Source organism: Leifsonia sp. NCR5 (assembly GCF_002105485.1).
GTDB lineage: Bacteria > Actinomycetota > Actinomycetes > Actinomycetales > Microbacteriaceae > Leifsonia.
Genome location: NZ_NCSR01000010.1, coordinates 19,837 through 44,562 on the forward strand (window position 1 = coordinate 19,837; position 24,726 = coordinate 44,562).

Below are 24,726 nucleotides of genomic sequence, written 5' to 3' on the forward strand. Positions count from 1 at the left end.
GGTCAGACCACCGAGATCCCGAGTTTCCGCCCGGAGAGCCCGCGCGCCCGGGTGGCGAGCCTGTCCGCCACCGACCGGATGGCCACGGCTGCGGCATCGGCGGGGTCGGTGACCACGATCGGCGCGCCCGTGTCTCCACCCGCTCGCAACGGGATGCTCAGCGGCACCGACGCGAGCAGCGGCACCTCCTCGTCCTGTCCGGCAGAGAGGCGGCGCGCGACCTCGGCCCCGCCGCCGCTGCCGAACAGGTCGAGCACGGTGCCGTCCGGCTGAGGGAGCCCCGCCATGTTCTCGATGACGCCGATGACCTTCTGGCCGGTCTGACGGGCGAGTACGCCACTGCGCTCAGCGACGTCGGCGGCCGCGGGCTGCGGGGTGGTCACCACGATCACCTCGGCGTTCGGCAGCAGCTGCCCCACCGAGATCGCCACGTCGCCCGTACCGGGCGGCAGGTCGAGCAGGAGCACGTCGAGATCGCCGAAGAAGACGTCGCCGAGGAACTGCTGGATGGTGCGGTGCAGCATCGGGCCGCGCCAGGCGACGGCGGCCGACGGCGAGTCCACGAACATCCCGATCGACACCACCTTCACGCCGTAGGCGACGGGAGGCAGGATCATGTCGTCCACGCGGGTCGGGCGCTGTGCCACGCCCTCGGCGTCTGTAAGGCCCAGAATGCCGGGGATCGAGAAGCCGTGCACGTCCGCATCCACGATCCCGACCCGCAGGCCGCGCTCCGCGAGGGCGACGGCGAGGTTGGCGGTGACGGTCGACTTGCCGACGCCGCCCTTTCCGCTGGTCACCGCGTAGACGCGGGTGAGCGAGTCCGGCCCGAACTGCTGGGCCCGGGATGCGCGGCCTCCGCGCAGCTTCTCGGTGAGCGCCCTGCGCTCCTCCTTCGACATCACCGTCACGTCGACCGTGACGGCGGTGACGCCGGGCACGCTCGCGGTGGCGGTGCGCACATCCCGTTCGATCGTGTCGGCGGCCGGGCAGCCGACGATCGTCAGCTTGACGCCCACCGTCGCGTGCCCGGACGGGTCGACGGCGACGCCGCCCACCATGTCCAGCTCGGTGATGGGCTTGCGGATCTCCGGGTCGAGCACACCGGCGAGGGCGTGCATGACCGTGTCGGCCAGCTCAGCCACGCGCCTGCGCCCCGTCGCCGTCCCTGCCGTCGTCCTCGCGCCTGTCCAGGTCGTCGAGGAGGGCGCGCAGCTCGGCGCGGATGAAGTCCTTGGTCGCGATGTCCTTGATCGCCAGCCGCAGGGCGACGACCTCGCGCGCCAGGTACTCCGTGTCCGCCAGGTTTCGCTCCGCGCGCTGCCTGTCCTGCTCGATCTGCACGCGGTCGCGGTCGTCCTGCCTGTTCTGGGCGAGCAGGATGAGCGGGGCGGCGTACGACGCCTGCAACGACAGCACCAGGGTCAGCGCGATGAAGCCGAGCGCGATCGAGTCGAACCGCCAGGCGACGGGGGCGAGGGTGTTCCACGCCATCCAGAACACGACGAAGACGGTGAGGCCCAGGATGAACCAGGGTGTGCCCATCGCGCGGGCGATCCACTCGGTGAACCGGCCGAACCTGTCGTTGTTGTCGACGGTCTGGCCGCGGCGGGGGATGACGGTGGTGCGGAGGCCCTTGGGCGCATCCAGGCGGGTGTCCTGCTTACCTCGTGCCATTGCCGCCCCTCCTTCCGTTCACAATGCGGATACTGCCGGTCTGATCGGAGACGGGCGCGCGTTTCACGGGCTCGTCTTCGTCGCGACTTCGCCAGTCGTCTGGCAGCAGGTAGTCGAGGATGTCGTCAATGGTCACCACCCCGACCAGTCGGTGGTTGTCGTCCACGACGGGAACGGACACCAGGTTGTAGCTGGCCAGGATGCGCGACACCTCTGCGGCGGAGGTGTTCGCCGTCACGGGCTCCAGGCTCGGGTCGAGCAGGGTGCCCAGGCGCACGTGCGGCGGGTAGCGGAGCATCCGCTGGAAGTGCACGACGCCGAGGAAGCGCCCGGTCGGGGCCTCGTATGGCGGCAGTGTCACGCACACCGCTGCACCGAGCGCCGGGGCGAGCTCGTGCCTCCTGATCAGCGCGAGCCCTTCCGCGACGGTGGCGTCGGCGGAGACGATGATCGGCTCGGTCGTCATCAGACCGCCCGCGGTGTCCGGCGCATAGCTGAGCAGCATGCGCACGTCCTCCGCCTCCTCGGGCTGCATCAGTTCGAGCAGGTGCTCCCCGCGCTCGTCGGACAGCTGGGCGATGAGGTCGGCGGCGTCGTCCGGCTCCATCTGGTCGAGCACGTCCGCCGCGCGGTCGTCGTCGAGCTTGGCGAGGATCTGCACCTGCTCGGACTCCGGCATCTCCTCGAGCACGTCGGCGAGACGGTCGTCCGGCAGCTCTTCCGCGACCTCGAGCATCCGGAGCGGTGGGAGGTCGAGCAGGGTGTTCGCGAGGTCGGCCGGCTTCAGCTCGGAGTACGTGGCGATCAGCTGCTCGGCGGACTGCGCCTCGCCGCGCGCCTGCTTCTCGCGCACCTCGTTCCAGGCGACGAACGTGGTCGGGCCCTTGCCGAACGGGGACGATCCGGACTTCGGGCGGCGCACGAAGAGCTGGCTGATCGCCCACTCTCCCGTCGCGGACTCCTCGATCGCCACGTCCTCGATGGTCGCCTCGCCCGTGCCGTCGGCGAACAGCACCTTGCGGCCGAGCATCTCTGCGATCACGCGCACCTCGCCGCCGCGCTGCTCGAATCTGCGCACGTTGATGAGGCCGGTCGTGATGATCTGGCCGCTGCCGATGCTGGTCACCCGGCCGATGGAGACGAACACCCGCCGCTTGCCAGGGATCTCGACGATCAACCCGACGACGCGCGGCGGATCGCTTTTTCGGTAGACCACCAGGACGTCGCGCACCTTGCCGACCCGGTCGCCGACCGGGTCGAAAACGGTGCACCCTGCCAAACGGGCGACGAAGACTCTGGTGGCACTCACATGTAATAACTTAAGCCCTCCGGCCGTCAGGTCGCTGCGGATGGAAGAATGGAGCGATGAGCAGCCAGAGTCCGCTTGGCGGACGCAACCGTGTCATGTTCCCCACGCTCCCGCGCGGAGAGGTCGTCGCCACCTACGAGACCTACCCGGAAGCGCAGCAGGCGGTGGATGTGCTGGCGCGCGCGGACTTCCCCGTCGACAAGGTCTCGATCGTCGGAAGCGACCTCAAGAGCGTCGAGCGCGTGACGGGGAAGCTGACCTGGGGGCGTGTCGCGGTCGCCGGTGCGGCATCCGGTGCGTGGCTCGGAATCTTCTTCGGCCTGCTGCTGGTCATCTTCTCGCCGCAGGTCAGCCTAGCCTTCGTGCTCGCCGCCGTGCTCATCGGCGCCGGGTTCGGGATGCTGTTCGGCGTGGTCTCGTACGCCATCAACCGGCGCCGCCGCGACTACACCTCGGTGATGCAGGTGATCGCGACCAGCTACTCGGTGCTCGTCGACTCCGACCTCGTCAACCGCGCCCGCAACCTGATGCAGGGCGGCGTCGGAGATGGCAGGGAGGCGCCCGTCGCGCACCCGTCCGACCCGCCGGTGGCGCCGCATCCGTCCGACCCTCCGCCCGCGTTCCCGCAGCCGGAGCACCCGTCCGACCCGCCGCCGGCACCGCCAGCGCCGCCCGCTCCGGCTGGGCCGCCCGCGCCGGAGGAACCGCGCTAGCGCAGTCGCTGCACCCACGCCTCCACGTCGTCCGCCGTGCGCGGGATGGCGATGGAGAGGTTCTCCGCGCCGTCTTCGGTGACCAGGATGTTGTCCTCGATGCGCACGCCGATCCCGCGGAACTCCTCCGGCACCGTGAGGTCGTCCGGCTGGAAGTACAGGCCGGGCTCGATGGTGAACGTCATGCCCGCTTCGAGCACGCCGTCCAGGTAGAGTTCGCGGCGGGCCTGCGCGCAGTCGTGCACATCCAGTCCGAGGTGGTGGCTGGTGCCGTGCACCATGTAGCGGCGGTGGTGCTGGTTGTCGGCCTGCAGAGCCTCCTCAGCGGTGACCGGCAGCAGCCCCCACTCCGCCGTGCGGCGGGCGATGACCGCCATCGCGGTGGCGTGGATCTCGCGGAACTTGATGCCGGGACGCACGATCGCGAACGCGGCGTCCGCCGCCTCGCGCACGGTCTCGTAGACCAGGCGCTGCGTCTCGGTGAAGGTGCCGTCGATCGGGAACGTGCGCGTGATGTCCGCGGTGTAGTAGCTGTCGACCTCCACGCCGGCGTCCAGCAGGATGAGGTCGCCGGGGACCACGGGGCCGTCGTTGCGCGTCCAGTGCAGGATGCACGCGTGCGGTCCGCTCGCGGCGATCGTGTCGTAGCCCACCGCGTTCCCGTCAGCGCGGGCACGGCCGTTGAAGACGCCCTCGACCAGGCGCTCGCCCCGGGGATGCGCGGTGATGCGCTCCAGGTCGCCGATCACGTCGTCGAAGCCGCGCGCGGTCGCCGCGATGGCGGAGCGCAGCTCGGCCACCTCGTACGCGTCCTTCACGAGCCGCAGCTCGGACAGGTCGCGCGCCAGCTGGTCGTCCGCGTCGTGCTGTTCCGGGTCGTAGCCGGGCGCTGAGGCGTCGTCTCCCGCGAGGACCAGGCGGAGCGCATCCACGGAGTCGGTGATGGTGGAGTCTGCCTCGCGCAGCACGATGGTGTCTGCGTCGGTGGCGTCGACGACCGCATCCAGGTCGGCGATGCCGCGGGTGGCGAGCGCGAGATCGCTGGCGACCTGCGCGAGCGACGGGCGCGGGCCGATCCAGAACTCGCCGATCTCCGGGTTTGCGTAGAACTCGTCGGAGTCGCGGCCGGCGCGCTCACGGAAGTAGAGCGTCGCGTCGTGGCCGGCGTCCGTCGGTTCCAGCACGAGCACGCTGCCCGGCTCGGAGTCGGAGCCCCAGCCGGTGAGGTGCGCGAACGCCGAGTGGGCGCGGAAGGCGTAGTCGGTGTCGTTCGAGCGCTGCTTGAGGCGCCCGGCCGGGATGATCAGGCGCTTGCCGCGGTAGAGCTCGGAGATCGCCGCGCGGCGGGACGCGGCGAACGACGCCTGCTCCCGCGCATCCGGCAGCGTCTCCTCCCGCTCGGCCCAGCCGCTTCCGATGTATTCCTTGAAGCCGTCCGAACCCGGTGTCGTCGACCGGTTGGAGGTGGCGCGCGGGGCGGGGGCTGCTGTTGCCGGCTGGGTCTGCTGCTGCGAGGACATGCCGACCATTCTTCCACTCCTAGGATGGAGTGCATGGCTGATGTGCGACGCTTCCGTGGTCCCATCGACCTGCACACCCACTCGTCCGTCTCCGACGGCACCGAGACGCCGGCGGAGCTGGTGCGGGCTGCAGCGGTCGCCGGGCTCGGCACGGTCGCGCTCACCGACCACGACTCCACAGCCGGCTGGCTGGATGCTGCGGCCGCCGGAGCCGAGGTGGGCGTCACCGTCCTCCCCGGCATGGAGCTCAGCACGCGCATCGAGTTCGCCAGCGTGCACATGCTCGGCTACCTCTTCGACCCGCAGAACCCGGCGCTCGTGGCGGAGACGGCGCGCATCCGGGAGGGCCGGCTGACCAGGGCGGAGGAGATGGTCAACCGCATCGCGGAGGACTACGACATCACCTGGGCCGACGTGATGGACCAGGCCACAGAGGGGGCGACCGTCGGACGCCCGCACATCGCGGACGCCCTCGTCGCCCGCGGGCTCGCCAGCGACCGCAGCGCCGCCTTCGCGGGCATCCTGCACTGGCGAGGCGGCTACTACCAGCCGCACTACGCTCCGGAGCCGCTGACCGGGGTGCGTCTCATCCGCGAGGCCGGCGGCGTCCCCGTGCTCGCGCATCCGGCGACGGGCGGGCGCGGCAGGGTCATCCCGGAGCAGCGGCTCGCGCGCCTGGTGGATGCCGGCCTCTTCGGCCTGGAGATCGACCACAGGGAGAACACCGAGGACGGCAAGGCCAGACTGCACGAACTGGCCGCGAAGTTCGGGCTCGCCGTGACCGGGTCGAGCGACTACCACGGCGACGGGAAACCGAACCGGCTGGGGGAGAACACGACCGATCCTGAGGTTGTTGACAGGATCATCGAAGAAGCGACAGGCGCGGCGCCCTTCTACGCGTCCTGAGGTTTTCTGCTTAGCCTGGGTCGGGGTTCGAAGCACGGAGCCCAGGATCGAGCACGGGAGACGAGGTCAGGCGTGAGCCGACGGAGCTGGTCAGCAGCGGCAGCGGCCGCGGTGCTGGTCGCCGCCATCGTGACGGCGGGAGGAGCATCCCCTGCCATCGCGGACACCTCGTATCCGTCATGGGACGACGTGCAGGCGGCGAAGGCCAACGCCGCGGCCAGTCAGGCGGAGGTGGATCGCATCAACGGTCTGCTCGCCTCGCTGCAGACCTCCGCGGACGCCGCAGGCGACCTCGCGATCAAGCGCGCGGGCGAGTACGGGCAGGCGGAGGCCGCCCTGCAGGCGGCGACGCAGAAGGCCGACGATCTGCGGACGGCCGCGACGGCGGCGAGCACCAAGGCGGCATCCCTGCGCTCGCAGAGCGGCAAGCTCGCCGAGCAGCTCACCCGCTCCGGAGGGGCGGAGGTCTCTCTGCGGCTGTTCCTCACTGGGAACAGCTCGGTCAAGTCGTCGGAGCTGCTCTACCAGCTCGGTGCCGTCTCCAAGCTGGCCGACCAGGCGAGCACCCTGTTCGCGCAGGCCACGGCGCAGAAGAACCTCGCCGCATCCCTCAGCGAGCAGGCCGCCCAGGCGCGCACCATCCGCGACGGGCTGGCGACGCAGGCCAAGACGGCGCTCGACGCCGCCAAGGCGGCCAAGCAGGCGGCGGATGCGCAGCTCGCCGACCAGAAGCAGCACGCCACCACCCTGTACGCGCAGCTCGCCGCGCTGAAGAACACCGAGGCGTCGGTGGAGCAGAAGTACGCGGAGGGTGTCGCGGCGGCGCAGGCGGCGGCAGCGCAGGCCGCAGCGGCCGCAGCGGCGGCGGGCGACGGAGGGGCGGACGGCTTCGCCCCGCCGCCCGGTGTCGACGTCGACCCGGCCGGAGCGCAGAACTACGCGTCCAGTGTGCTCGGGTCGTACGGCTGGGGTGGAGACCAGATGGGCTGCCTCATCCGGCTCTGGAACCAGGAGTCCGGCTGGCGCACCGACGCGTACAACACCTCGAGCGGGGCGTACGGCATCCCGCAGTCGCTTCCCGCGAGCAAGATGTCGTCGGCGGGCGGCGACTGGATGACCAACTACCGCACGCAGATCAACTGGGGTCTGGGCTACATCAGCGGCCGCTACGGCTCACCCTGCGGAGCCTGGACCCACGAGATCGGCTACAACTGGTACTAAGAAATCGAGTCCGGACCTATTCACGCGACACGCCGGAGCGGTGCGTGAATAAGTCCGGACTCGATCGGTCCTGGCGCGGGTCAGGCGGTGGGAGCCGTCGGGGCTCCGCCGCGGGAGCGACGACGACGGCGGCGCGGTGCGCTGTTGCCGTCGTGGTGCTCTGCTCCTCCGCCGTCGTGGGTTCCGGATGCCGGTGCGTCGGTCGCGGGAGCGGTCTCGGCCGAGCCTGCTCCGCTCGGGCGTCCGCCGCGGGTGCGGCGACGGCTGCGCTGGCTGTCGCCGGCAGCGTCGGATCCGCCGGAGCGACCGCCCTCGGAGCGTCCGCCGTCTGAGCGCTGTCCGCCCTCCGAGCGTCCACCGTCCGAGCGTCCGCCCGAGCGCTGCGCGCCGTCGGCCTTCACCGCGGGCGTCGCCTTCAGGCGGCCCTTGGAACCGGCGGGGATGTCCAGGTCGGAGTACAGGTGCGGCGACGACGAGTACGTCTCCGTCGGCTCCGGCTGGCCGAACTCGAGGGCGCGGTTGATGAGCGCCCACTTGTGCAGGTCTTCCCAGTCCACGAACGTGACGGCGATGCCGGTCTTGCCGGCGCGTCCCGTGCGGCCCGCACGGTGCAGGTAGGTCTTCTCGTCGTCCGGGATGGTGTGGTTGATGACGTGGGTCACGTCGTCGACGTCGATGCCGCGGGCCGCGACGTCCGTGGCGATCAGGATGTCCTTCTTGCCGGCCTTGAACGCGGCCATCGCGCGCTCGCGCTGCTCCTGGTTGAGGTCGCCGTGCACGGCGGCGGCGTTGAAGCCGCGGTCGTTGAGCTCCTCGACCAGCTTGGCCGCCGCGCGCTTGGTGCGTGTGAACACCACGGTCTTGCCGCGGCCCTCCGCCTGCAGGATGCGGGCGACGACCTCGTCTTTGTCGAGCGAGTGGGCGCGGTAGATCAGGTGCTTGATGTTCGCCTGGATCTGGCCCTCGTCCGGGTCGGTCGCGCGAATGTGGATGGGGCGCGTCATGAAGCGGCGCGCCAGGGCGACGATCGGGCCGGGCATGGTCGCGGAGAACAGCATGGTGTGGCGCGTTGCCGGGGTCTGCGCGAACAGCTTCTCGATGTCGGCGAGGAAGCCGAGGTCGAGCATCTTGTCTGCTTCGTCGAGCACCATCTCGCGCACGTTGGAGAGGTTGAGGAGTCGCTGGCCGGCGAGGTCGAGCAGACGGCCCGGCGTGCCGACGACGATCTGCGCGCCCGACTTGAGCTGGGCGATCTGGCCTTCGTACGCCTTGCCGCCGTAGATGGCGACGACCTCGGTGTCGCGGTTCGCCGCCGCCTGGGAGAGGTCTTCGAAGACCTGGACGCACAGCTCGCGGGTGGGGACGACGACGAGTGCCTGCACCCCGGGCTCCGGGTGGAGTCCGAGACGCTGGATGATCGGGAGGCCGAAGCCGAAGGTCTTGCCGGTGCCCGTCTTGGCCTGGCCGATGATGTCCTGGCCGTCGAGAGCGAGCGGGATGGTCTGCGCCTGGATGGGGAAGGGCTCGATGATGCCCTTCGCGGCGAGAGCGTCGACCATGTCCTGGTCGATGTTGAGTTCAGAGAAAGTCACTAGAGAATATGCCTGTCGATCGTGAGTTGAAGGTCTACGCCTTGTTCCTCGTTCGCAGGCGTAGGGCCGTCGATCCAGCGCCGACGGCGGCACCAGCTTACTGGACGTCCCCGTTACACTGCTGTACGTGGCAACCTGGATCTCCCGACGCCGGCCCCCGGTCGAGCTTCCCCGACTGACGCCGCGGAACACTCCCACGCAGGCGATCCGCGTCGATCTGCACGAGGTCATGCCCGATCTGCTGCCGTATCTCGGCCAGGCCGCCTACCTCCAGCTGGAGACGTTCCAGACCCTCTCGCGCGTCGTCGGAGAGGTGGATGCGCTCTCCGCCAAAGAGAAGGTGGCTGCGGCAGCCGGCCACGCGCTGTCCAAGCACCAGGGCGTCGTGGCGGAGATCCGCCGCCGCGGAGACGACCCTGCCGAGGTGATGAAGCCGTTCGCCGACGAGATCGACGGCTTCAGCGCTCTGACGACCGGGGCGGACTGGCGCGAGACGCTGCTGGCCGTGCTGGTGACGAGCGGCCTGCTCGACGACTTCTTCATCCGCCTGGCGGCCGGGCTCCCCGGCGACGTCGGCCCGCGCATCGCCCAGCTGCTCGGCTCGGACGGCGGCCAGGAGGGCGTGCTCGACGTGCTGCGCGACGAGATCGAGGCCGACCAGCGGCTGTCGTCGCGCCTGGCGATGTGGGGGAGGCGCCTGGTGGGCGACACGCTCCTCGTCGCACGCTCGGCGCTGCACCTGTCCGGCAACGCCGCGAAGGACGACGAGCGCATCGAGCCGATCTTCACCGAGCTCATCGCGGCGCACACCCGCAGGATGGACGCCCTCGGCCTCACGGCCTGACGGCTTCATGGCCTGACGCGGCCTCACGGCCTGACCCGGCCTCGGGCTGACGCGGCCTCCAGGCCGACGCGGCCCCATCGGCAGCGGGAGTTCGACCGGAGTTCTGCCGTGACACGCCGCCGGGTTCTCCGCCCGAGCGGAGAAACTCGGCGCATCGGCCCGAAACTCCGCTCGAACGGACCGGGCGCGCGATGCGGAGATCCGTTGCGTCGGAGGAGTCGCGCGTGGCCGGGATCTCCGTCGTTGCGGAGGATGCGGGCGCAACGGCCGGGATCTCCGCAACTACGGAGAGTGCGGCGGCGTGTCGGGCGCGGATTCCGTTCGAGCGGAGCCGGTGGGACGGCCTCAGCGCGCGACGGCGCCCTTGGTGAGGTCGGCGAGCATCCGGTCGTCGTGCGCGGTGCGGACACGGCCGATGACCACGTCGACCACGGCGACCACCAGGGCGGTGCCGAGGAGCGTGATCCACCAGATCCAGCCGCCGTTCCACTTCAGGCCGGCCCAGGTGAGGGCGACCCAGAGCACGCTCGACACCATGACCCCGAGAGCGGGCATCAGCACGGCGCCGTGCGTGTGACGGTTCGGCAGCAGATAGCGGGCGGCGAGGCCGATGATGGCCCCGCCGAGCGCGACGAAGAGCAGTTCCACGCTGGCGAATCTAGCCGACGAAGCCGATGCGGCGCGACTCGTCCGAACCGATCTCGATGTATGCGATGCCGGCCGTCGGGACGACGTACAGCTTGCCCTTGTTGTCGGTGAGGCGGACGAATCCGGTGCCGCTCGAGAGCGCTGCCTCGACCTGCGATGCGATCTCCTCCGCCGTCTGGGACGACTCGAAGCTGAGCTCGCGAGGAGCGTTGACGATTCCGATGCGGATCTCCACGTGTGGTGCCTTTCGAATCTGACCGGCGGATGTGAGTTCAGACTACGACACGCAGCCTGCGGCGCTGCGCCGCGTTCTCTGTCGGCGGACGCCGGTAGCGTTTCAGGCATGACGATCCGAGGTTTCCGACCGCCGCCTTTCGCGGAGCAGACGGCGGCCGACCTCGCACTCGACGACACGCAGGCGGCCGTCCTCGCGCTGCCGGACGGCGCATCCGGTGCCGTCATCGGCGCGCCGGGCACCGGCAAGACCACCGCGCTGGTCGAGGCGCTCGCCGAGCGGGTGCTGCAGCGCGGCTACGGCTCGGGGGAGGTGCTCGCGATCAGCGCATCCCGGTCGGCGGCCACCCGGCTGCGCGACAGGATCGCGCTGCGGATCGGCGTCCCGACCAACGGCCCGCTGGCGAGGACGGCGACGTCGCTCGCGTTCCAGCTCGCGGGGGAGCGCGCCAGGGCGGCGGCACTGGAGCCGCCCCGCCTGCTCACGGGCGGCGAACAGGACCAGATCATCGCCGAGCTGATCGACGGCCACCTCGAAGACGGCACGGGACCGGCCTGGCCGGAGCCGCTGGTCGCCGACGTGCGCACCCTCCGCGGCTTCCGCACCGAACTGCGCGAACTGATGGCTCGCTGCGTCGAACTCGGCGTCACGCCCAGCAGGCTCTCCGAGCTGGGCGCGATCACGGGGCACGACGAGTGGAGGGCAGCCGCGCGTTTCATCGCGGAGTACCAGCGCGTGGTGGACAGCTATCGCGGCACCTTCGTCGACTCGTCGGAGCTGATCGCCGAGGCCGTGTCCGTCGTGCGCGGCGGCAGCTCGCTCGACCGGCTGAGGGCGATCTTCGTCGACGACCTGCAGGAAGCGACGCTCGCCACCGTCTCCCTCCTGCGCGCCTTCGCCGCCCGCGGCGTGGCGATCGTGGCGTTCGGCGATCCGGATGTGGCGTCCACCACGTTCCGCGGGGCGGAGGCGACGGCCATCGGCCAGCTGGAGGCGCGGCTCGGCGTCCCCGTCACGCGCTTCGTCCTCGGCACGGCGCACCGCCAGACGCCGGTGCTCCGCGACCTGACGACGCGCGTCACCGAGCGCATCGGAACGGCGGCGGCCGGCGTCCAGCGCCTCGCAGCAGCAGGCCGGAATGCGCCGCCGTCCGGCCAGGAGGTCGTGCGCATCGAGGCGTCGTCCGCCCCGGCAGAGGCGGCGCGGCTGGCCCGCAGGCTGCGGGAGCAGCACCTGATGAACGGCGTGCCGTGGAACAGGATGGCCGTCGTCGTCCGCTCCGGCGCGCACGTTCCTGGTCTCGCCAGGTCGCTCGCGGTCGCAGAGGTGCCGACGCGCACGAGCATCGCCGGCCGCGCGCTGCGCGACGACTTCGCCGCCCGGCAGCTGATCACGGTCGTCGGCGTCGAGCTCGGCGCCGTCGAACTCGACCCTCCCGTGGTCTCCGATCTGCTGCTCGGCCCGTTCGGCGGCCTCGACGGGATCAGCCTGCGCCGCCTGCGGCTGGCCCTCCGTCAGGAGGAGCTGGCCGGGGACGGCAACCGCTCGGCCGACGACCTCCTCGTCGAGGCGCTGAGCGCGCCCGGCCGGTTCTCCATCATCGACTCCGCCCCGGCACGCCGCGCATCCCGGCTCGCCGAAACCATCGCGGCCGGACGCGAGAAGGCGCAGAACGGCGCCACCATCGAGGAATTGCTCTGGCACGTCTGGGAGCGCAGCGGGCTCGCCAAGCGCTGGCTGGAGCAGTCGGAGCGCAGCGGCATCGTCGCCGACGAGGCCAACCGCCACCTCGACGGCGTCGTCGCGCTCTTCACCGCCGCCAGGCGGTTCGTCGAGCGCTATCCGGAACGTCCCGCGTCCGACTTCGTCGTCGAACTGCTCGGCGCAGAGGTCCCGGAAGACACCCTCGCCGCGCAGACGGCGGGGGAGGCCGTGCTGGTCTGCACCCCGAGCGCCACCATCGGCGCCGAGTTCGACATCGTCGCGGTCGCAGGGCTGCAGGAAAGCGTCTGGCCCAACCTGCGCCTCCGCGGCTCCCTGCTGCACCCCCAGGCCCTCGCGGACGCACTCGCCGGAACCACGTCCGACACGGTGGACGAACGCGCCCAGGTGCTCGGCGACGAGCTCCGGATGTTCGCGCTCGCGGTGTCCAGGGCGCGCACGCAGGTCATCCTCACGGCCACCGCCAACGACGACGAGCAGCCGTCCCCGTTCCTCCGGCTCGCCGGCGACCTGGCGTACGACGACACGGACGACTCCGTGCATCCCCTGTCGCTGCGCGGGATGGTCGGGCGGCTGAGGCGGCGGCTGGTCACCACCGGCGCCCCGGATGCGGCCGACGCCCTCGCGCGTCTCGCTGCCGCGGAGGTGGAGGGCGCGAGCCCGGACGACTGGTACGGCCTGATCGCGCCGTCGACCGAGGAGCCGCTGGTCGACCTCGACGATCCGGATGCGGTGGTCAGGGTCTCCCCGTCGCGCCTGGAGACCTTCGAGAAGTCGCCGCTCGCCTGGTTCGTCGACGCGATGGCGTCCTCGCCGAGCGGCCTCGCCGCCGGGATCGGCACCGTCGTGCACGCGGTGATGGAGCAGGTCAGCACCGAGCCGGACGGCGACCTCAGCGTCGAACGCGTCTGGCGCGGCGTCGAGGAACGCTGGAACGAACTGCAGTTCGAGTCCCCGTGGCTCGAGGAGAAGGAGCGCAGGCGCACCAGGAAGCTCGCAGAGGGCGTCTCCGAGTACCTGCGCGACTTCGAGCGGGCGGGAGGGGCGCTCCTCGGCTCGGAGGGCGCGTTCGAGCTCTCCGTCGGCCGCGCGCTCATCCGCGGCACCATCGACCGCGTCGAACGCACTCCGGAGGGAACCATCGTCATCGTCGACCTCAAGACAGGCAACACCGTGCCGAGCGCCGCACAGGTGGCCGGGCACGCCCAGCTCGGCGCGTACCAGCTCGCCCTGGAGCACGGAGCAGTGGAGGCGGCGGAGGGCGCCCCGTCCGGCGGCGCGAAGCTGCTCTATGTGAGCAAGGGCGTTCGCGGAAAGGGCTACAGGGAGGTGGCCCAGGAGCGGGTCGACGGCGACGGGCTCGACCGGCTGAAGGCCAGGGTCGAGCAGGCGGCGGCCGGGATGGCGGGCAGCACGTTCGCCGGAGTGGTCGACCTCGGAGACAGGGACCCGCACGCGAAGTACGAGTACCGCATCCACCTCGTTCCGGCGGTCAGCGCATGATCGGGGGGTGCGCATGATCGAGGAGAACGGCGACGGTCTGCTGGAGTGGGGAGCGGACGAGGCGACGCTCGACTTCGTGGAGCAGGCGTTCACGCTCGCGCACGAGGAGCATCCCCGACCGGCGCGCAGGATCAGTGCGGTCGAGATCGCGGAGGCGCTGGGGCTGCCCACCCCCACGCTGCAGCAGCAGGCCGTGATCGAGGCGCCGCTCGAACCGGCGATCGTCGTGGCCGGCGCAGGCAGCGGCAAGACGGAGACGATGGCCAACCGGGTGGTCTGGCTGCTCGCCAACGGGCACGTCAGGGTGCCGGAGATCCTCGGCCTCACCTTCACCCGCAAGGCGGCCGGCGAGCTGGCGATCCGCATCAGGAAGCGCATCGAGCAGCTGGTGGCGTCCGGGCTGACCGACATCGAGTTCGACCCGTTCGACGCGCCGGAGGTGGCGACGTACAACGCGTTCGCCAACGCGATCTTCCGCGAGAACGCGCTGCTGATCGGGCGAGAGCCGGAGTCCGCCGTGCTCAGCGAGGCGTCGGCGTGGCAGGTTGCCCGCCGCCTCGTGGTGACGAGCACGGACGATCGGCTGGTCGAGCTCGAGAAGAGCGTCGACACCGTCACCTCGGCCGTCATCTCGCTCAGCCGCGCGCTCAGCGAGAACGTGGTCGAGGCTGCGGACGTGCTGCGGATGACCGAGCGGTTCCAGACCATCGCCGACCTGCCCACCGGCAGCGGAAGGGTCAAGGAGCTGTACGCCTCCGTGCGTTCGGCCATCCAGGTGGTCGGTGCGCTCCCTCCACTACTCGATCTCGCGGAACAGTTCGCGGCGGAGAAGGTGCGCCGCGGCTTCGTCGAATACTCCGACCAGGTCGCGCTCGCGCTGCGCGTCAGCGAGCGCGTTCCGTCCGTCGCAGACGACTACCGGACCCGCTACCGGGTGGTGTTGCTCGACGAGTACCAGGACACCTCCGTGGTGCAGACCCGCCTGCTCTCGGGCCTGTTCAGCGGGCAGGCCGTCATGGCGGTCGGCGACCCGCACCAGTCCATCTACGGCTGGCGAGGGGCGAGCGCCGCCAACCTCGGCCGGTTCTCGCTCGACTTCACCGGCACCCGCGACGGCGCCGCCGAGTACGCGCTCAGCACCAGCTGGCGCAACCCCACGAGCGTGCTCGACGCCGCCAACGCGCTGGTCGCCCCACTGACCGCGAGCTCGCCCGTCCACGTCGAGCAGCTGCAGCCGAGGCCCGGCGCGGAGAAGGGCGAGCTGCTCGCCGTCTTCGAGCAGACCGTCGCCGACGAGGCGGAAGCGGTCGCCGCGTGGCTGGGCGCTCGCCTGGCCACCCGGGATGCGCGCGGTGCGGTGCCGAGCGCCGCCATGCTCTGCCGGTCGCTCAAGAAGATCGACGTCTTCACCGCGGCGCTCTCGCGGAGGAACATCCCGTATCACGTGCTCGGACTCGGCGGTCTGCTGGAGCAGCCGGTGATCGCCGACCTGGTGAGCGCCATGCGCGTCATGCACGACCCGACGGCCGGCTCGGAGCTGATCCGGCTGCTCACCGGTGCGCGCTGGCGGATCGGGCCGAAGGACATCCAAGCGCTGCGGAACGTCGCATCCTGGCTCGCAGCGCGCGACCACCGGTTCCAGGAGCTCGATCCCGAGGTGCGCAGGCGCCTGCGGCAGTCGGTGGCGGGCGACGAGTCCGCATCCCTCGTCGACGCCCTCGACTTCGTGGTCGAGGCGAAGGACGGGCACTCCCAGCTGGCCGGGTTCAGCGAGGCCGGCCTGCACAGGATGCGCGAGGCCGGCCGCCAGCTCGACCACCTGCGATCCAGGGTCGGCCTCGACCTGCTCGACCTCGTGACGCTGGTGCAGCAGGAACTGCTGCTCGACATCGAGGTCGCCGCGAACGAGACTGCCCAGCTCGGCCAGGCGAGCCTCGACGCGTTCGCCGAGCAGGTCTCCTCCTATCTGGCCAGCGACGATCAGGCCACGCTCGGCTCGTTCCTCGCCTGGCTGGCCGAGGCGGAGCGCAGAGACAACCTCGCGCCGCGCAGCGAGGAGCCGGAGCCCGGCACGGTGCAGATCCTGACCATCCACGGGTCGAAGGGCCTCGAATGGGATGTGGTCGCCGTGCCGCGGATGGTCGACGGCGAACTGCCGGGCGGGCCGCAGAGCAAGCGCGGCTGGTTCGAGTTCGGCGCTCTGCCGTACGAGTTCCGCGGAGACTCCACCGAGCTGCCCGTGCTGGCCTGGCGCACGGCGGAGACGCAGAAGGACATTGACGAGTCGATGACCGCGTTCGAGGAGGAGATCGTCGCCCGGCACGCCGCCGAGCAGCGGAGACTCGTCTACGTGGCCGTCACCCGGGCGAAGGAGCACCTGCTGCTCTCCGGGTCGTACTGGTCGACGCAGAAGAAGCCGCGCGGTCCTGGCGCGTACCTGCTCGAACTGCAGGCCGCCGGTCTGCTTCCGGACGACGCGTTCCCGGAGTGCGCTGAGCCGGACGAGAACCCGTTCGCGCTCGACGCGCAGACCGTGACGTGGCCGCTCGACCCGCTCGGCGTGCGGCACGACAGGGTGCACGCCGCCGCAGCAGCCGTCAGGAACGCGCTGGAGCGCGGGGCCGGCGACGGAGGAATCTACGCCGCCGACCTCGACCTGCTGCTCGCCGAGCGTGCCCGCCGCCTCGACGACGCCGGCCTGGTCGAGCTGCCGACGCGCATCCCGGCCTCGCGGTTCAAGGACTACGTCACCGATCCCGCGTCCGTCGCGGCAGCCCTCCGCCGCCCGATGCCCGAGCGGCCGTACCGGCAGACCCGTCTCGGCACCCTGTTTCACGGCTGGGTGGAGCAGCGCTACGGCACGGTGGCGGGAGCTGCCGACGTCATCGACGCCGCGGCATACGAACTGGACGACCCGGCGGGGGAACAACTCGAGGCCGAGCAGTTGGCCGAGCTGCAGCGCACCTTCGCGGCGAGCGAGTGGGCGGGCCGCCGCCCGGACGAGGTGGAGATCGAGATCCACGTCACGCTCGCCGGGCAGGTGGTGGTCTGCAAACTGGATGCGGTCTACCCGGCGGACGACGGCGTGCACAGCCACCAGATCGTCGACTGGAAGACCGGCAAGGCGCCGCGCGACGCCGCCGACCTCGAACGCAAGCAGCTCCAGCTCGCCCTCTACCGGCTGGCGTACGCGCAGTACGCCGGCGTCGACCCGGAGAAGATCGACGCCGTCTTCTACTTCGTGGCCGACGACGAGGTCATCCGGCCGGAGCGGCTCTACTCCGCGGAGGAGTTGCGGTCGCTCTGGTCTTCCTCGACGGGCTTCATCCCGCCGGCGTGACCGTAGGCATCCGAGCTGCGGTCGCCCGGCGTGCGGTCGAGCATCGCCTCGACGTCGTCGATGGCGAGGATCGGTCCCGTCGCGGTCGACAGCGGGGTGACCGCGTTGCTGTGCACCCGGTCGACCAGGCCGTCGAGCATCTGCACGGCGTCGTCGACGATGCTCTGGTCGCGCACCTCGCGGCCGTGCAGCAGCCAGCGGGCGACCTCGAGCTCCGCGTACAGCATCGCGCGCTGCGTGAACTGACGGTCGGTGGCGACCTGGCGCGTCGAGGCGTATGCGCCGAGCGCGCCCTCCGTCGCCTCCGGGTTCATCGCGAGGAGCCAGTGCAGGTCCCGTGCAGGGTCGCCGACGCGCAGCGCCGACCAGCCGAGAACGGCGAGCACGGTCTCGTCCTCCACGAGGAACGAGTCGGCGGTGAGCGCTCCGTTGACCACGGTGGGCTGGAACTGCCAGAGCGACTGGTCGGCCGACGCATCGCGCCAGCGGTCGCGGAGCGCACTCGGCAGCAGGCCGGTGGATGCGGCGGACTCGATCAGGGCCGTGGTGGACGTGTGGCACTCCGCGGCGCTCAGCACCGGGAGTCCCGCCTCGCCGACGAAGTTGGTCGGAAGCGTGTGGATGGCCGCGATGGCGTGCCCGATCGACCCGGCCAGGCCGTCGCCGGGCGGGATGTCGTCCACGTCGATGTGGTGGCCGGGCAGGAAGTCGTAGACGATCGCGCGCGTGCCGCCGACGGGAGCCTGGCCGAGGTAGGTCGGCACGTCGAACGGGAGGCGGCTGCGGATGCCGGTGGTCAGCGCGCGCAGGGCGACCAGGTCGGCGCTCTGCTCGGTCTCCGCCGCCTGCGACGTGGGAACCCGGATGACCGACGTTCCGCCGTCCCGCCCGCTGAGCAGCGCGGAGTCGAACTCGCCCGCGCCCCCGAGTGTGTAGCTGCGGGCACCGGAGACCTCGAGCCCCGGCACGGCCGAAGTGGCCAGCGCGGCTAGAGTGAGATGGGATCTGGCCATGCGCCAAGGTTAATTGGACTTCCCCGCGTGAGCCGTTCGCCACGCCCCGAAAGGACCTCGATGTCGCCCATCCCATTCGATTCGCTGCCGCTCTCGCGTCACGCCGTCGACCGCGATCATGTCTCCCGATCGCGTCCAGCGCTGTTCGACGAGCTCTGGGAGGAGCCGTCGACGCGCGTGCTCGCGCTCTGGAAGGGCAGGGCGCTGCTCACGGCGGACAGCGTGGAGGCGGCGACGCCCGCCGCGGACGGCTGGGGCGCATCCGGTGCCGGCGCTGCCGCGCTCGAGCTGCTTCCCGTCGAACGGGTGACCTCGGCACTGGTCAGGGTCTATCTGGGACGCACGCTCGTCGCGAGCGACGCGGAGCCCGCCGGCACGGCCGTCGTGCTCGAAGTGCTCACCGACGCCGCCGCGCAGGAGCTCGAACCGGATGAGGCCCGCTGGGGGAACCTGCGCACCGTCGCCACCGCGCTCACCGACCGTGACGCCGGGCTGTTCACCGAGGCGCTCGCGATCGCCAACTGGCACGCCTCCCACACCCACTGCCCGCGCTGCGGCACGCCGACCGTCGTGGAGCAGGCCGGCTGGGTGCGCCGCTGCTTCGAGGACGGCTCCGAGGTGTTCCCGCGCACTGACCCCGCCGTGATCGTGACCGTGCTGGATGCGGACGACCGGCTGCTGCTCGGATCGAACGCGATGTGGGAGAACTCGCGATACTCGCTGCTGGCCGGTTTCGTCGAGCCGGGGGAGTCGTTCGAGTCCGCCGTGCAGCGCGAGATCTTCGAGGAGGCGGGCATCCGGGTGGTCGACCCGCAGTACAAGGGCTCGCAGCCGTGGCCGTTCCCCGCATCGGTGATGGTCGGCTTCACGGCCCGGCTGGCCGACGACCAGGCGCCGTCCGGGCTCGCACCGGACGGGGAGGAGATCCTCGACCTGCGCTGGTTCAGCCGCACCGAGCTGTGGGAGGCGCGCGAGCAGGTCATCCTGCCCGGCCGGTCCTCGATCGCCCGCGCCCTGATCGAAGACTGGTACGGCGGATCGCTGGACGAGGCTCCGGTGACGCGGTGACCCGGGTGGCGCGGTGAATCCGGACAGTCTGCTCGACGGGCTGGATGCGCAGCAGAGGGTCGCCGCCGAGGCGCTGCTCGGGCCGGTCTGCATCCTGGCCGGTGCCGGCACGGGCAAGACACGCGCGATCACGCATCGCATCGCGTACGGCGTGGCCTCCGGCGCGTACGCGCCGAACCGCGTGATGGCGCTCACCTTCACCAACCGTGCGGCTGCCGAACTGCGCGGGAGGCTGCGCCAGCTCGGCGCGGGCGGTGTCGCGGCGCGCACCTTCCACGCCGCTGCGCTGTCCCAATTGAACTTCTTCTGGCCGCAGGTGGTCGGCGGCCAGCTGCCGAGCGTGCTCGACGGCAAGGGCAGGGTGCTCGGTCAGGCGGCCGAGCGCCTGAAACTGCGCGTCGACACGGCGACCCTGCGCGACGTGGCCGCCGAGGTGGAGTGGCGCAAGGTGTCCGGGCTCAGCATCGAGCAGTACGCCTCCGCCGTCGCGGACCGCACGGTGCCGGGCACCCTCACCGCCGAGCAGCTGGTGCTGATGCTGCAGACGTACGAAGACCTCAAAGACGAGCGGAAGCAGATCGACTTCGAGGACGTGCTGCTCGTCTGCGCGGGGATGATCGAGATCGAGCCGGCCGTGGCGATGCAGGTGCGCGAGCAGTACCGCTTCTTCGTGGTGGACGAATACCAGGACGTCTCGCCGCTGCAGCAGCAGCTCCTCGACCTGTGGCTCGGCGGTAGACGCGACGTCTGCGTGGTCGGCGACGCCAGCCAGACGATCTATTCGTTCGCCGGGGCGCGCAGCGCGTACCTGCTCGACTTCGAGCGGACGCATCCGGGAGCGACGGTGGTGCGGCTCGAGCAGAACTACCGCTCGACGCCCGCTGTGGTGGATGCGGCGAACCGGCTCATGCGCGGTCGCGCGGGCGCGCTGACGCTGCACTCGGCAGCAGCGGTGGTGGCGACGCCGGGCGAGGCGGCTACGGGTGCGGTCACGCCGGGTGCGGCCGCCTCCGCTGCGCCGGGCATCCCGTCGCCGACGGCGTACGAGAGCGACCGGGACGAGGCCCGCGCCGTCGCCCAGAAGATCGCCGCGGAGCTCGCCGCGGGAGCGAAGCCGGAGGACATCGCGATCCTGTACCGGGTGAACGTGCAGGCCGCCGCCATCGAGCAGGCGCTCGGCGATCTCGGCATCAGCTACCAGATCCGAGGCTCGAAGCGCTTCTTCGACCTGCCGGAGGTGCGCCAGGCGATCATGTCGCTGCGCGCCGCCAGCGTCGCGGTCGGCGACGAACCGCTCTTCAAGTCGGTCAGCGACGTGCTGCGCTCGCTGGGCTGGAGCCAGGAGCCGCCGGAGACTCGGGGCGCCGTACGTGACCGCTGGGAGTCGCTGAACGCCATCATGGGCCTGGTCGACACGATGCCGCCCGGCACGTCGTTCCGTCGCTTCACCGACGAACTGCTCACCCGCCAGGCCGGCCAGCACGAGCCGACCCTGTCCGCCGTGACCCTGGCGACCCTGCACTCGGCGAAGGGCCTGGAGTGGGAGTCGGTCTACCTCGTCGGCCTCAGCGAGGGGCTGGTGCCGATCAGCTACGCAAAGAGCTTCGAGCAGATCGACGAGGAACGCCGGCTGCTCTACGTCGGCATCACCCGCGCGCGCAGCAACCTGCAGCTCAGCTGGTCGCAGTCGGGCCAGTACGCCGGTCGCTCCTCCGTGCGCCAGCCGTCGCGATTCCTCGCCGAGATGGCCCCGCACGTGCCCGTCAGCCGCTGAGCGTCACGCGGGGTCGGCCGGCAGCCCCAGGCACCCGCATCCCGGATGCGCGGCCCAGTCCGTCTCCTCCCGCGCGCCCGTGACGTAGTCGACCGCCACGCTCGACCGGCTGAGCGCACGGCCGCCACGCAGCCGGTCGAGCACCGCGAAGCCGGCCACGCCGGAGGCGGCGGCCGCGACGAGCGGCGTCTCGCGTAGCGCATCCCGGGTGTACAGCTGCGTGGCCATCGCCGGCCAGGCCGGATCGGCGTCCGTGAGCCGGAGGTCCACGCAGCCGAGGCACGGTCCAGCGCCCGGGTCGACGAACGGCCCGACGCGCACCCGCTCGTCGCCGAACACGACGGCCAGGTGCGGCACGTCCCTGCGCAGCCAGCGGCGATGCCGCTCCGGCTCGATCGCGAACGAGCCGACCACGACGGCGGCCGCCGCCGTGTCGACGGCAGGGTCGTCCCAGGTCAGGCCGCTGCGCGCATCCACCGCGGCCTCGCCGAGCGCCTCGATCAGCCGGGCGGCGGTCTGCCCGGCGCCGTCGATCACGACGACGGGCCGCTCGCCCTCCGGCTCCGGCGGCGGCGCCAGCACGGGCGCGAGACGTTCCAGCAGTCGCGCAGGAGCCCCGGCGTCGGCACGTGCCCTCCTCGCCACCATCTGCAGCCCGGACATCGTCACGCCCGCGTCGAGCGCCACGAGCATCCGCTCGTCCGCATTGCTCAGGTCGTCCAGCGTCAGCACCGCCGTGTCCACCCCGAACTGCAGGGTGCTGGGCGACCGCCAGACCCGGTGGATGCGGGGATCGAGTGCGTAGACCATCCCGGCATCATCCCGCAGACCGCCGGACGGCGCCGGAGTTATCCACAAGCCGGAGGCGCCGTCCACACGCTCAGCACGAAAAAAGCGCCGCGCCCCGAAGGGCACGGCGCTGAATCCGGCGGACCGGCGACCTCGCAGACCGGCGGCCTACTCCTCCGTCGGCCGCTCCGTGTCGCCGCGGAGCAGGTCTTCGAGCGCCTGGTCGACCGCGTCGCGCTCCGGCTCCTGGCCGTTCGCGGTGGCGGTGAGCCTGGCGACGATCGCCGACGGGTCGTCGAGGTCGCTGGACTGGGGGAGCAGGTCGGGGTGCGACCACAGGTCGTCCCTGGCCTCCTGGCCGACGGCGTCGGTGACGGCCTGCCACATCGCGGCGGCGTCGCGCAGCCGGCGGGGGCGGAGTTCCAGGCCGACGAGCGTCGCGAACGCCGACTCGGCAGGGCCACCGGATGCGCGGCGCCTGCGGACCATCTCCGCGATGGCGTCCGCCTTCGGCAGCAGCCGGGTGGCGTTGGCGGTGACCACATCCACCCAGCCTTCGACGAGCGCGAGCACCGTCTCCAGGCGGGCGAGCGCCTCCTGCTGCTCCTCGGTCTTCGGCGGGATCAGCGCGCCGCTGACCATCGCCTCGCGCAGCTCTTCCGGGTTGGAGGGGTCGAAGCCCTCCGCCAGCTCTTCGAGCCGGTCGGTGTCGATGGTGATGCCCTTGGCGAAGGCCGTGATCTGGGTGATCAGCTGCAGCCGCAGCCACTTGGCGTGGCGGAACAGGCGGGCGTGGGCGAGCTCGCGCACCGCCAGGTACAGCTGCACCTGGTCGGCCGGGATGTCGAGGCCGTCGCCGAACTCTGCGACGTTCTGGGGGAGCAGGGCCGCCTGGCCGTCGGCGAGCAGCGGGATGCCGATGTCACCGCCGGAGACGACCTCCTTGGCGAGATGGCCGACCACCTGGCCGAGCTGCATCGCGAAGAGGGCTCCTCCGACGCTGCGCATGATCTGCCCGGCGTTGGCGAGCATCCCCTGCATCTCTTCCGGCGCCTGCTCGGTGAGCACGCGGGTGAGCGCGTCGGAGATGCTGAGGGCGACGGGCTCAGCGAGCTGCGTCCAGAGTGGCATCGTCTGCCTCGTCCATTCCGCGCGGCCGATCAGCTGGGGCGGGCTGGTGAGCTCGGACACCGTGGTGACCTGGTCGAGCCAGAGGGCGGCGACGTTGAACGCCTGGTCGAGCGTTGCGCGCTCGGCCGGGGTGACGGAGTGGGCGCCCTCGGACGCGAGCGTGCGGGCCTGCTCGAGCGAGAGGTCCCAGTTGATGCCGCCGTCGGTGTTGCGCATCGCGTTCTGCAGCTGGCCGATCAGGGCTTGGATGCTCGCTGGATCGCTCGGCAGTCCTGCGGCCCCTGCCAGCTGGCTCGGGTCGATGGACGCGTTTCCGGAGAGCATCTCGCGCAGCAGGCGGGCCAGCTCGTCGTCCGGTTCCTTGTTGGGATCGTCGGCCATCGTTACGCCTCTTTCGTGTGGTCCGGCTTTCAGGCTTGGAATCTACGCTAGACCGTGTACGACGGCGCCGGGTGAGAATTGGCCTAGGCTCGGGCTCTGGATGTGCGCCCGTGGCGAACAGACGAGCGACCAGCCGATGCAACACACGAAAGGGACAGTGCGTGAGCCTCTTCAGCGACGACGAACTGCAGCCGCCTGCGGAGGAGAGCACCACCAGGGTCGCCCCTCCCCGGCGGGTGATCGCGGGATGGATCGCCGTCGGCGTCGCCTTCGCGCTGACCCTCGTGCTCGCGGTCGCGCCGGCGCCGTTCGTGATCGAGCAGCCGGGCCCCGTGTTCAACACGCTCGGGAAGGACCAGCCGGTCGGGTCGAAGGAGAACGACAAAGCCAAGCCGCTGATCAGCATCCCGTCGCAGAAGACGTACCCGACGTCCGGTTCCCTCGACCTGCTGACCGTCTCCGTCGTCGGCAACCCGGACCAGCGGCCCAGCTGGTTCGACATCATCGCCGCCTGGTTCCAGCCGAGCAAGGCCGTGCTGCCGGTGGACGTCGTCTTCCCGCCCGGCACCACCACCGAGCAGTCCAATGCGGAGAACGCCGCGTTGATGGTCAACTCGCAGCAGGATGCGGTGGCCGCCGCCCTCAACCACCTCGGCTACGACTTCCCGGAAGCCGTCGCGGTCAAGCAGGTCATCAAGGGGACACCGGCAGCCGGCGTGCTGAAAGTGGACGACGAGATCACCAGCGTGAACGGCGAGCCGGTGCCCGGCGTCGCGACCCTGCGCGAACTGATCGACAAGAACGGCACCGACAAGGCGGCCGAGGTCGGCATCATCCGCGGCGGTGCTGCATCCACGGTGTCGATCACGCCCGTGAAGTCGGGGGCGCAGACGGTCCTCGGGATCGGCGCCGGAATGGACTACACCTTCCCGTTCGACGTGAAGATCCAGCTCGACAACGTGGGAGGGCCGAGCGCCGGCCAGATGTTCGCGCTCGGGATCATGGACCAGCTCACCCCCGGATACCTCAACGGCGGCAAGAAGGTCGCGGGCACCGGCACGATCGACAACGAGGGCAACATCGGCCCGATCGGCGGCATCCGGCAGAAGATGTACGCGGCGAGGGACACCGGGGGAGCCACGTACTTCCTGGCGCCAGCGACGAACTGCAACGAGGTCACCGGACACATCCCGTCCGGGCTGCACGTCTTCGCGGTGAAGACGCTGGACGACTCGCTCGCCGCACTGAAGGCGATCAGCTCGGGAGGCAGCACCTCCGGCCTGGCCACCTGCCCTGCTTCATAGCGCTTACAAAGGCTTCGCCCGAGGCGTATTCCGATA

The 24,726-nt window shown here is 71.0% G+C and carries 19 protein-coding genes; 9 read left to right on the plus strand and 10 right to left on the minus strand.

Annotation, left to right across the window (positions count from 1 at the left end):
• Window positions 1-2: 2 nt before the first annotated feature.
• From B7438_RS10090 to B7438_RS10100, 3 genes are read right to left on the minus strand one after another with little or no spacing between them, the layout of a single operon-like run.
• Window positions 3-1,121, minus strand: a complete 1,119-nt coding sequence (locus tag B7438_RS10090) for an Mrp/NBP35 family ATP-binding protein (RefSeq protein WP_085369537.1) — start codon at window positions 1,119-1,121, stop codon at window positions 3-5.
• Window positions 1,122-1,137: 16 nt separating this feature from the next.
• Entirely contained in the window at window positions 1,138-1,677 is a 540-nt protein-coding gene (locus B7438_RS10095) for a DUF1003 domain-containing protein (RefSeq protein WP_085369428.1), read from the minus strand.
• Entirely contained in the window at window positions 1,664-2,986 is a 1,323-nt protein-coding gene (locus B7438_RS10100) for a magnesium transporter MgtE N-terminal domain-containing protein (RefSeq protein WP_085369429.1), read from the minus strand. Before B7438_RS10100 ends, B7438_RS10095 begins: the two co-directional genes overlap by 14 nt.
• A 56-nt stretch (window positions 2,987-3,042) precedes the next feature.
• Here B7438_RS10100 and B7438_RS10105 point away from each other — a divergent pair, with 56 nt between their 5' ends.
• Window positions 3,043-3,699: a general stress protein gene (locus tag B7438_RS10105; RefSeq protein ID WP_085369430.1), complete on the plus strand. Its 657-nt coding sequence runs from the start codon at window positions 3,043-3,045 to the stop codon at window positions 3,697-3,699.
• On the opposite strand, the gene B7438_RS10110 is transcribed toward B7438_RS10105, so the two are convergent.
• Window positions 3,696-5,228 (minus strand): aminopeptidase P family protein, encoded by a 1,533-nt coding sequence (locus B7438_RS10110; RefSeq protein WP_085369431.1) that lies wholly within the window; start codon window positions 5,226-5,228, stop codon window positions 3,696-3,698. The two genes, B7438_RS10105 and B7438_RS10110, sit on opposite strands and share 4 nt — an antisense overlap.
• 24 nt (window positions 5,229-5,252) lie before the next feature.
• Here B7438_RS10110 and B7438_RS10115 point away from each other — a divergent pair, with 24 nt between their 5' ends.
• Entirely contained in the window at window positions 5,253-6,125 is an 873-nt protein-coding gene (locus B7438_RS10115) for a PHP domain-containing protein (protein WP_085369432.1), read from the plus strand.
• A gap of 72 nt (window positions 6,126-6,197) precedes the next feature.
• Window positions 6,198-7,346, plus strand: a complete 1,149-nt coding sequence (locus B7438_RS10120; protein ID WP_085369433.1) for a lytic transglycosylase domain-containing protein — start codon at window positions 6,198-6,200, stop codon at window positions 7,344-7,346.
• Between the two features lie 80 nt (window positions 7,347-7,426).
• On the opposite strand, the gene B7438_RS10125 is transcribed toward B7438_RS10120, so the two are convergent.
• On the minus strand, window positions 7,427-8,938 hold the full coding sequence (locus tag B7438_RS10125) for a DEAD/DEAH box helicase (RefSeq protein WP_085369434.1): 1,512 nt from the start codon (window positions 8,936-8,938) through the stop codon (window positions 7,427-7,429).
• A 127-nt stretch (window positions 8,939-9,065) separates the two neighbouring features.
• On the opposite strand from B7438_RS10125, the gene B7438_RS10130 reads away from it, so the two are divergent.
• Window positions 9,066-9,782, plus strand: coding sequence for a ferritin-like fold-containing protein (locus tag B7438_RS10130; RefSeq protein ID WP_085369435.1), 717 nt, complete (start codon window positions 9,066-9,068; stop codon window positions 9,780-9,782).
• Between the two features lie 345 nt (window positions 9,783-10,127).
• On the opposite strand, the gene B7438_RS10135 is transcribed toward B7438_RS10130, so the two are convergent.
• Window positions 10,128-10,430 (minus strand): hypothetical protein, encoded by a 303-nt coding sequence (locus tag B7438_RS10135; RefSeq protein WP_085369436.1) that lies wholly within the window; start codon window positions 10,428-10,430, stop codon window positions 10,128-10,130.
• 10 nt (window positions 10,431-10,440) lie between these two features.
• Window positions 10,441-10,665 carry a DUF3107 domain-containing protein gene (locus B7438_RS10140; RefSeq protein WP_085369437.1) on the minus strand — a complete coding sequence of 75 codons (225 nt, stop codon included), beginning with the start codon at window positions 10,663-10,665 and terminating at the stop codon, window positions 10,441-10,443.
• A 108-nt stretch (window positions 10,666-10,773) separates the two neighbouring features.
• Between B7438_RS10140 and B7438_RS10145 the strand changes: the two genes are divergently transcribed.
• Window positions 10,774-13,890, plus strand: a complete 3,117-nt coding sequence (locus B7438_RS10145) for an ATP-dependent DNA helicase (protein ID WP_085369438.1) — start codon at window positions 10,774-10,776, stop codon at window positions 13,888-13,890.
• Between the two features lie 13 nt (window positions 13,891-13,903).
• On the plus strand, window positions 13,904-17,230 hold the full coding sequence (locus B7438_RS10150) for an ATP-dependent DNA helicase (protein ID WP_085369439.1): 3,327 nt from the start codon (window positions 13,904-13,906) through the stop codon (window positions 17,228-17,230).
• Here B7438_RS10150 and B7438_RS10155 read toward each other — a convergent pair.
• Window positions 17,167-18,243, minus strand: coding sequence for a phosphotransferase (locus B7438_RS10155; protein WP_085369440.1), 1,077 nt, complete (start codon window positions 18,241-18,243; stop codon window positions 17,167-17,169). The genes B7438_RS10150 and B7438_RS10155 overlap by 64 nt on opposite strands.
• Before the next feature lie 60 nt (window positions 18,244-18,303).
• On the opposite strand from B7438_RS10155, the gene nudC reads away from it, so the two are divergent.
• Both nudC and B7438_RS10165 read left to right on the plus strand, forming a co-directional pair.
• Window positions 18,304-19,311, plus strand: coding sequence for an NAD(+) diphosphatase (gene nudC, locus B7438_RS10160; protein ID WP_085369441.1), 1,008 nt, complete (start codon window positions 18,304-18,306; stop codon window positions 19,309-19,311).
• A 13-nt stretch (window positions 19,312-19,324) separates the two neighbouring features.
• Window positions 19,325-21,085 (plus strand): ATP-dependent helicase, encoded by a 1,761-nt coding sequence (locus B7438_RS10165; RefSeq protein WP_085369442.1) that lies wholly within the window; start codon window positions 19,325-19,327, stop codon window positions 21,083-21,085.
• 3 nt (window positions 21,086-21,088) lie between these two features.
• On the opposite strand, the gene B7438_RS10170 is transcribed toward B7438_RS10165, so the two are convergent.
• Window positions 21,089-21,895 (minus strand): hypothetical protein, encoded by an 807-nt coding sequence (locus B7438_RS10170; RefSeq protein WP_085369443.1) that lies wholly within the window; start codon window positions 21,893-21,895, stop codon window positions 21,089-21,091.
• Window positions 21,896-22,042: 147 nt separating this feature from the next.
• Window positions 22,043-23,386 carry a zinc-dependent metalloprotease gene (locus B7438_RS10175; protein ID WP_085369444.1) on the minus strand — a complete coding sequence of 448 codons (1,344 nt, stop codon included), beginning with the start codon at window positions 23,384-23,386 and terminating at the stop codon, window positions 22,043-22,045.
• Window positions 23,387-23,547: 161 nt separating this feature from the next.
• On the opposite strand from B7438_RS10175, the gene B7438_RS10180 reads away from it, so the two are divergent.
• Window positions 23,548-24,690, plus strand: a complete 1,143-nt coding sequence (locus B7438_RS10180) for a PDZ domain-containing protein (RefSeq protein ID WP_085369445.1) — start codon at window positions 23,548-23,550, stop codon at window positions 24,688-24,690.
• Window positions 24,691-24,726 lie beyond the last annotated feature (36 nt).

Coding starts and splice junctions, on each gene's coding strand:
- B7438_RS10090 (WP_085369537.1), bottom strand. CDS start 1,121: ATGCACGCCCTCGCCGGTGTGCTCGACCCGGAGATCCGCAAGCCCATC.
- B7438_RS10095 (WP_085369428.1), bottom strand. CDS start 1,677: ATGGCACGAGGTAAGCAGGACACCCGCCTGGATGCGCCCAAGGGCCTC.
- B7438_RS10105 (WP_085369430.1), top strand. CDS start 3,043: ATGAGCAGCCAGAGTCCGCTTGGCGGACGCAACCGTGTCATGTTCCCC.
- B7438_RS10110 (WP_085369431.1), bottom strand. CDS start 5,228: ATGGTCGGCATGTCCTCGCAGCAGCAGACCCAGCCGGCAACAGCAGCC.
- B7438_RS10115 (WP_085369432.1), top strand. CDS start 5,253: ATGGCTGATGTGCGACGCTTCCGTGGTCCCATCGACCTGCACACCCAC.
- B7438_RS10145 (WP_085369438.1), top strand. CDS start 10,774: ATGACGATCCGAGGTTTCCGACCGCCGCCTTTCGCGGAGCAGACGGCG.
- B7438_RS10150 (WP_085369439.1), top strand. CDS start 13,904: ATGATCGAGGAGAACGGCGACGGTCTGCTGGAGTGGGGAGCGGACGAG.
- B7438_RS10155 (WP_085369440.1), bottom strand. CDS start 18,243: ATGGCCAGATCCCATCTCACTCTAGCCGCGCTGGCCACTTCGGCCGTG.
- nudC (WP_085369441.1), top strand. CDS start 18,304: ATGTCGCCCATCCCATTCGATTCGCTGCCGCTCTCGCGTCACGCCGTC.
- B7438_RS10170 (WP_085369443.1), bottom strand. CDS start 21,895: ATGGTCTACGCACTCGATCCCCGCATCCACCGGGTCTGGCGGTCGCCC.
- B7438_RS10175 (WP_085369444.1), bottom strand. CDS start 23,386: ATGGCCGACGATCCCAACAAGGAACCGGACGACGAGCTGGCCCGCCTG.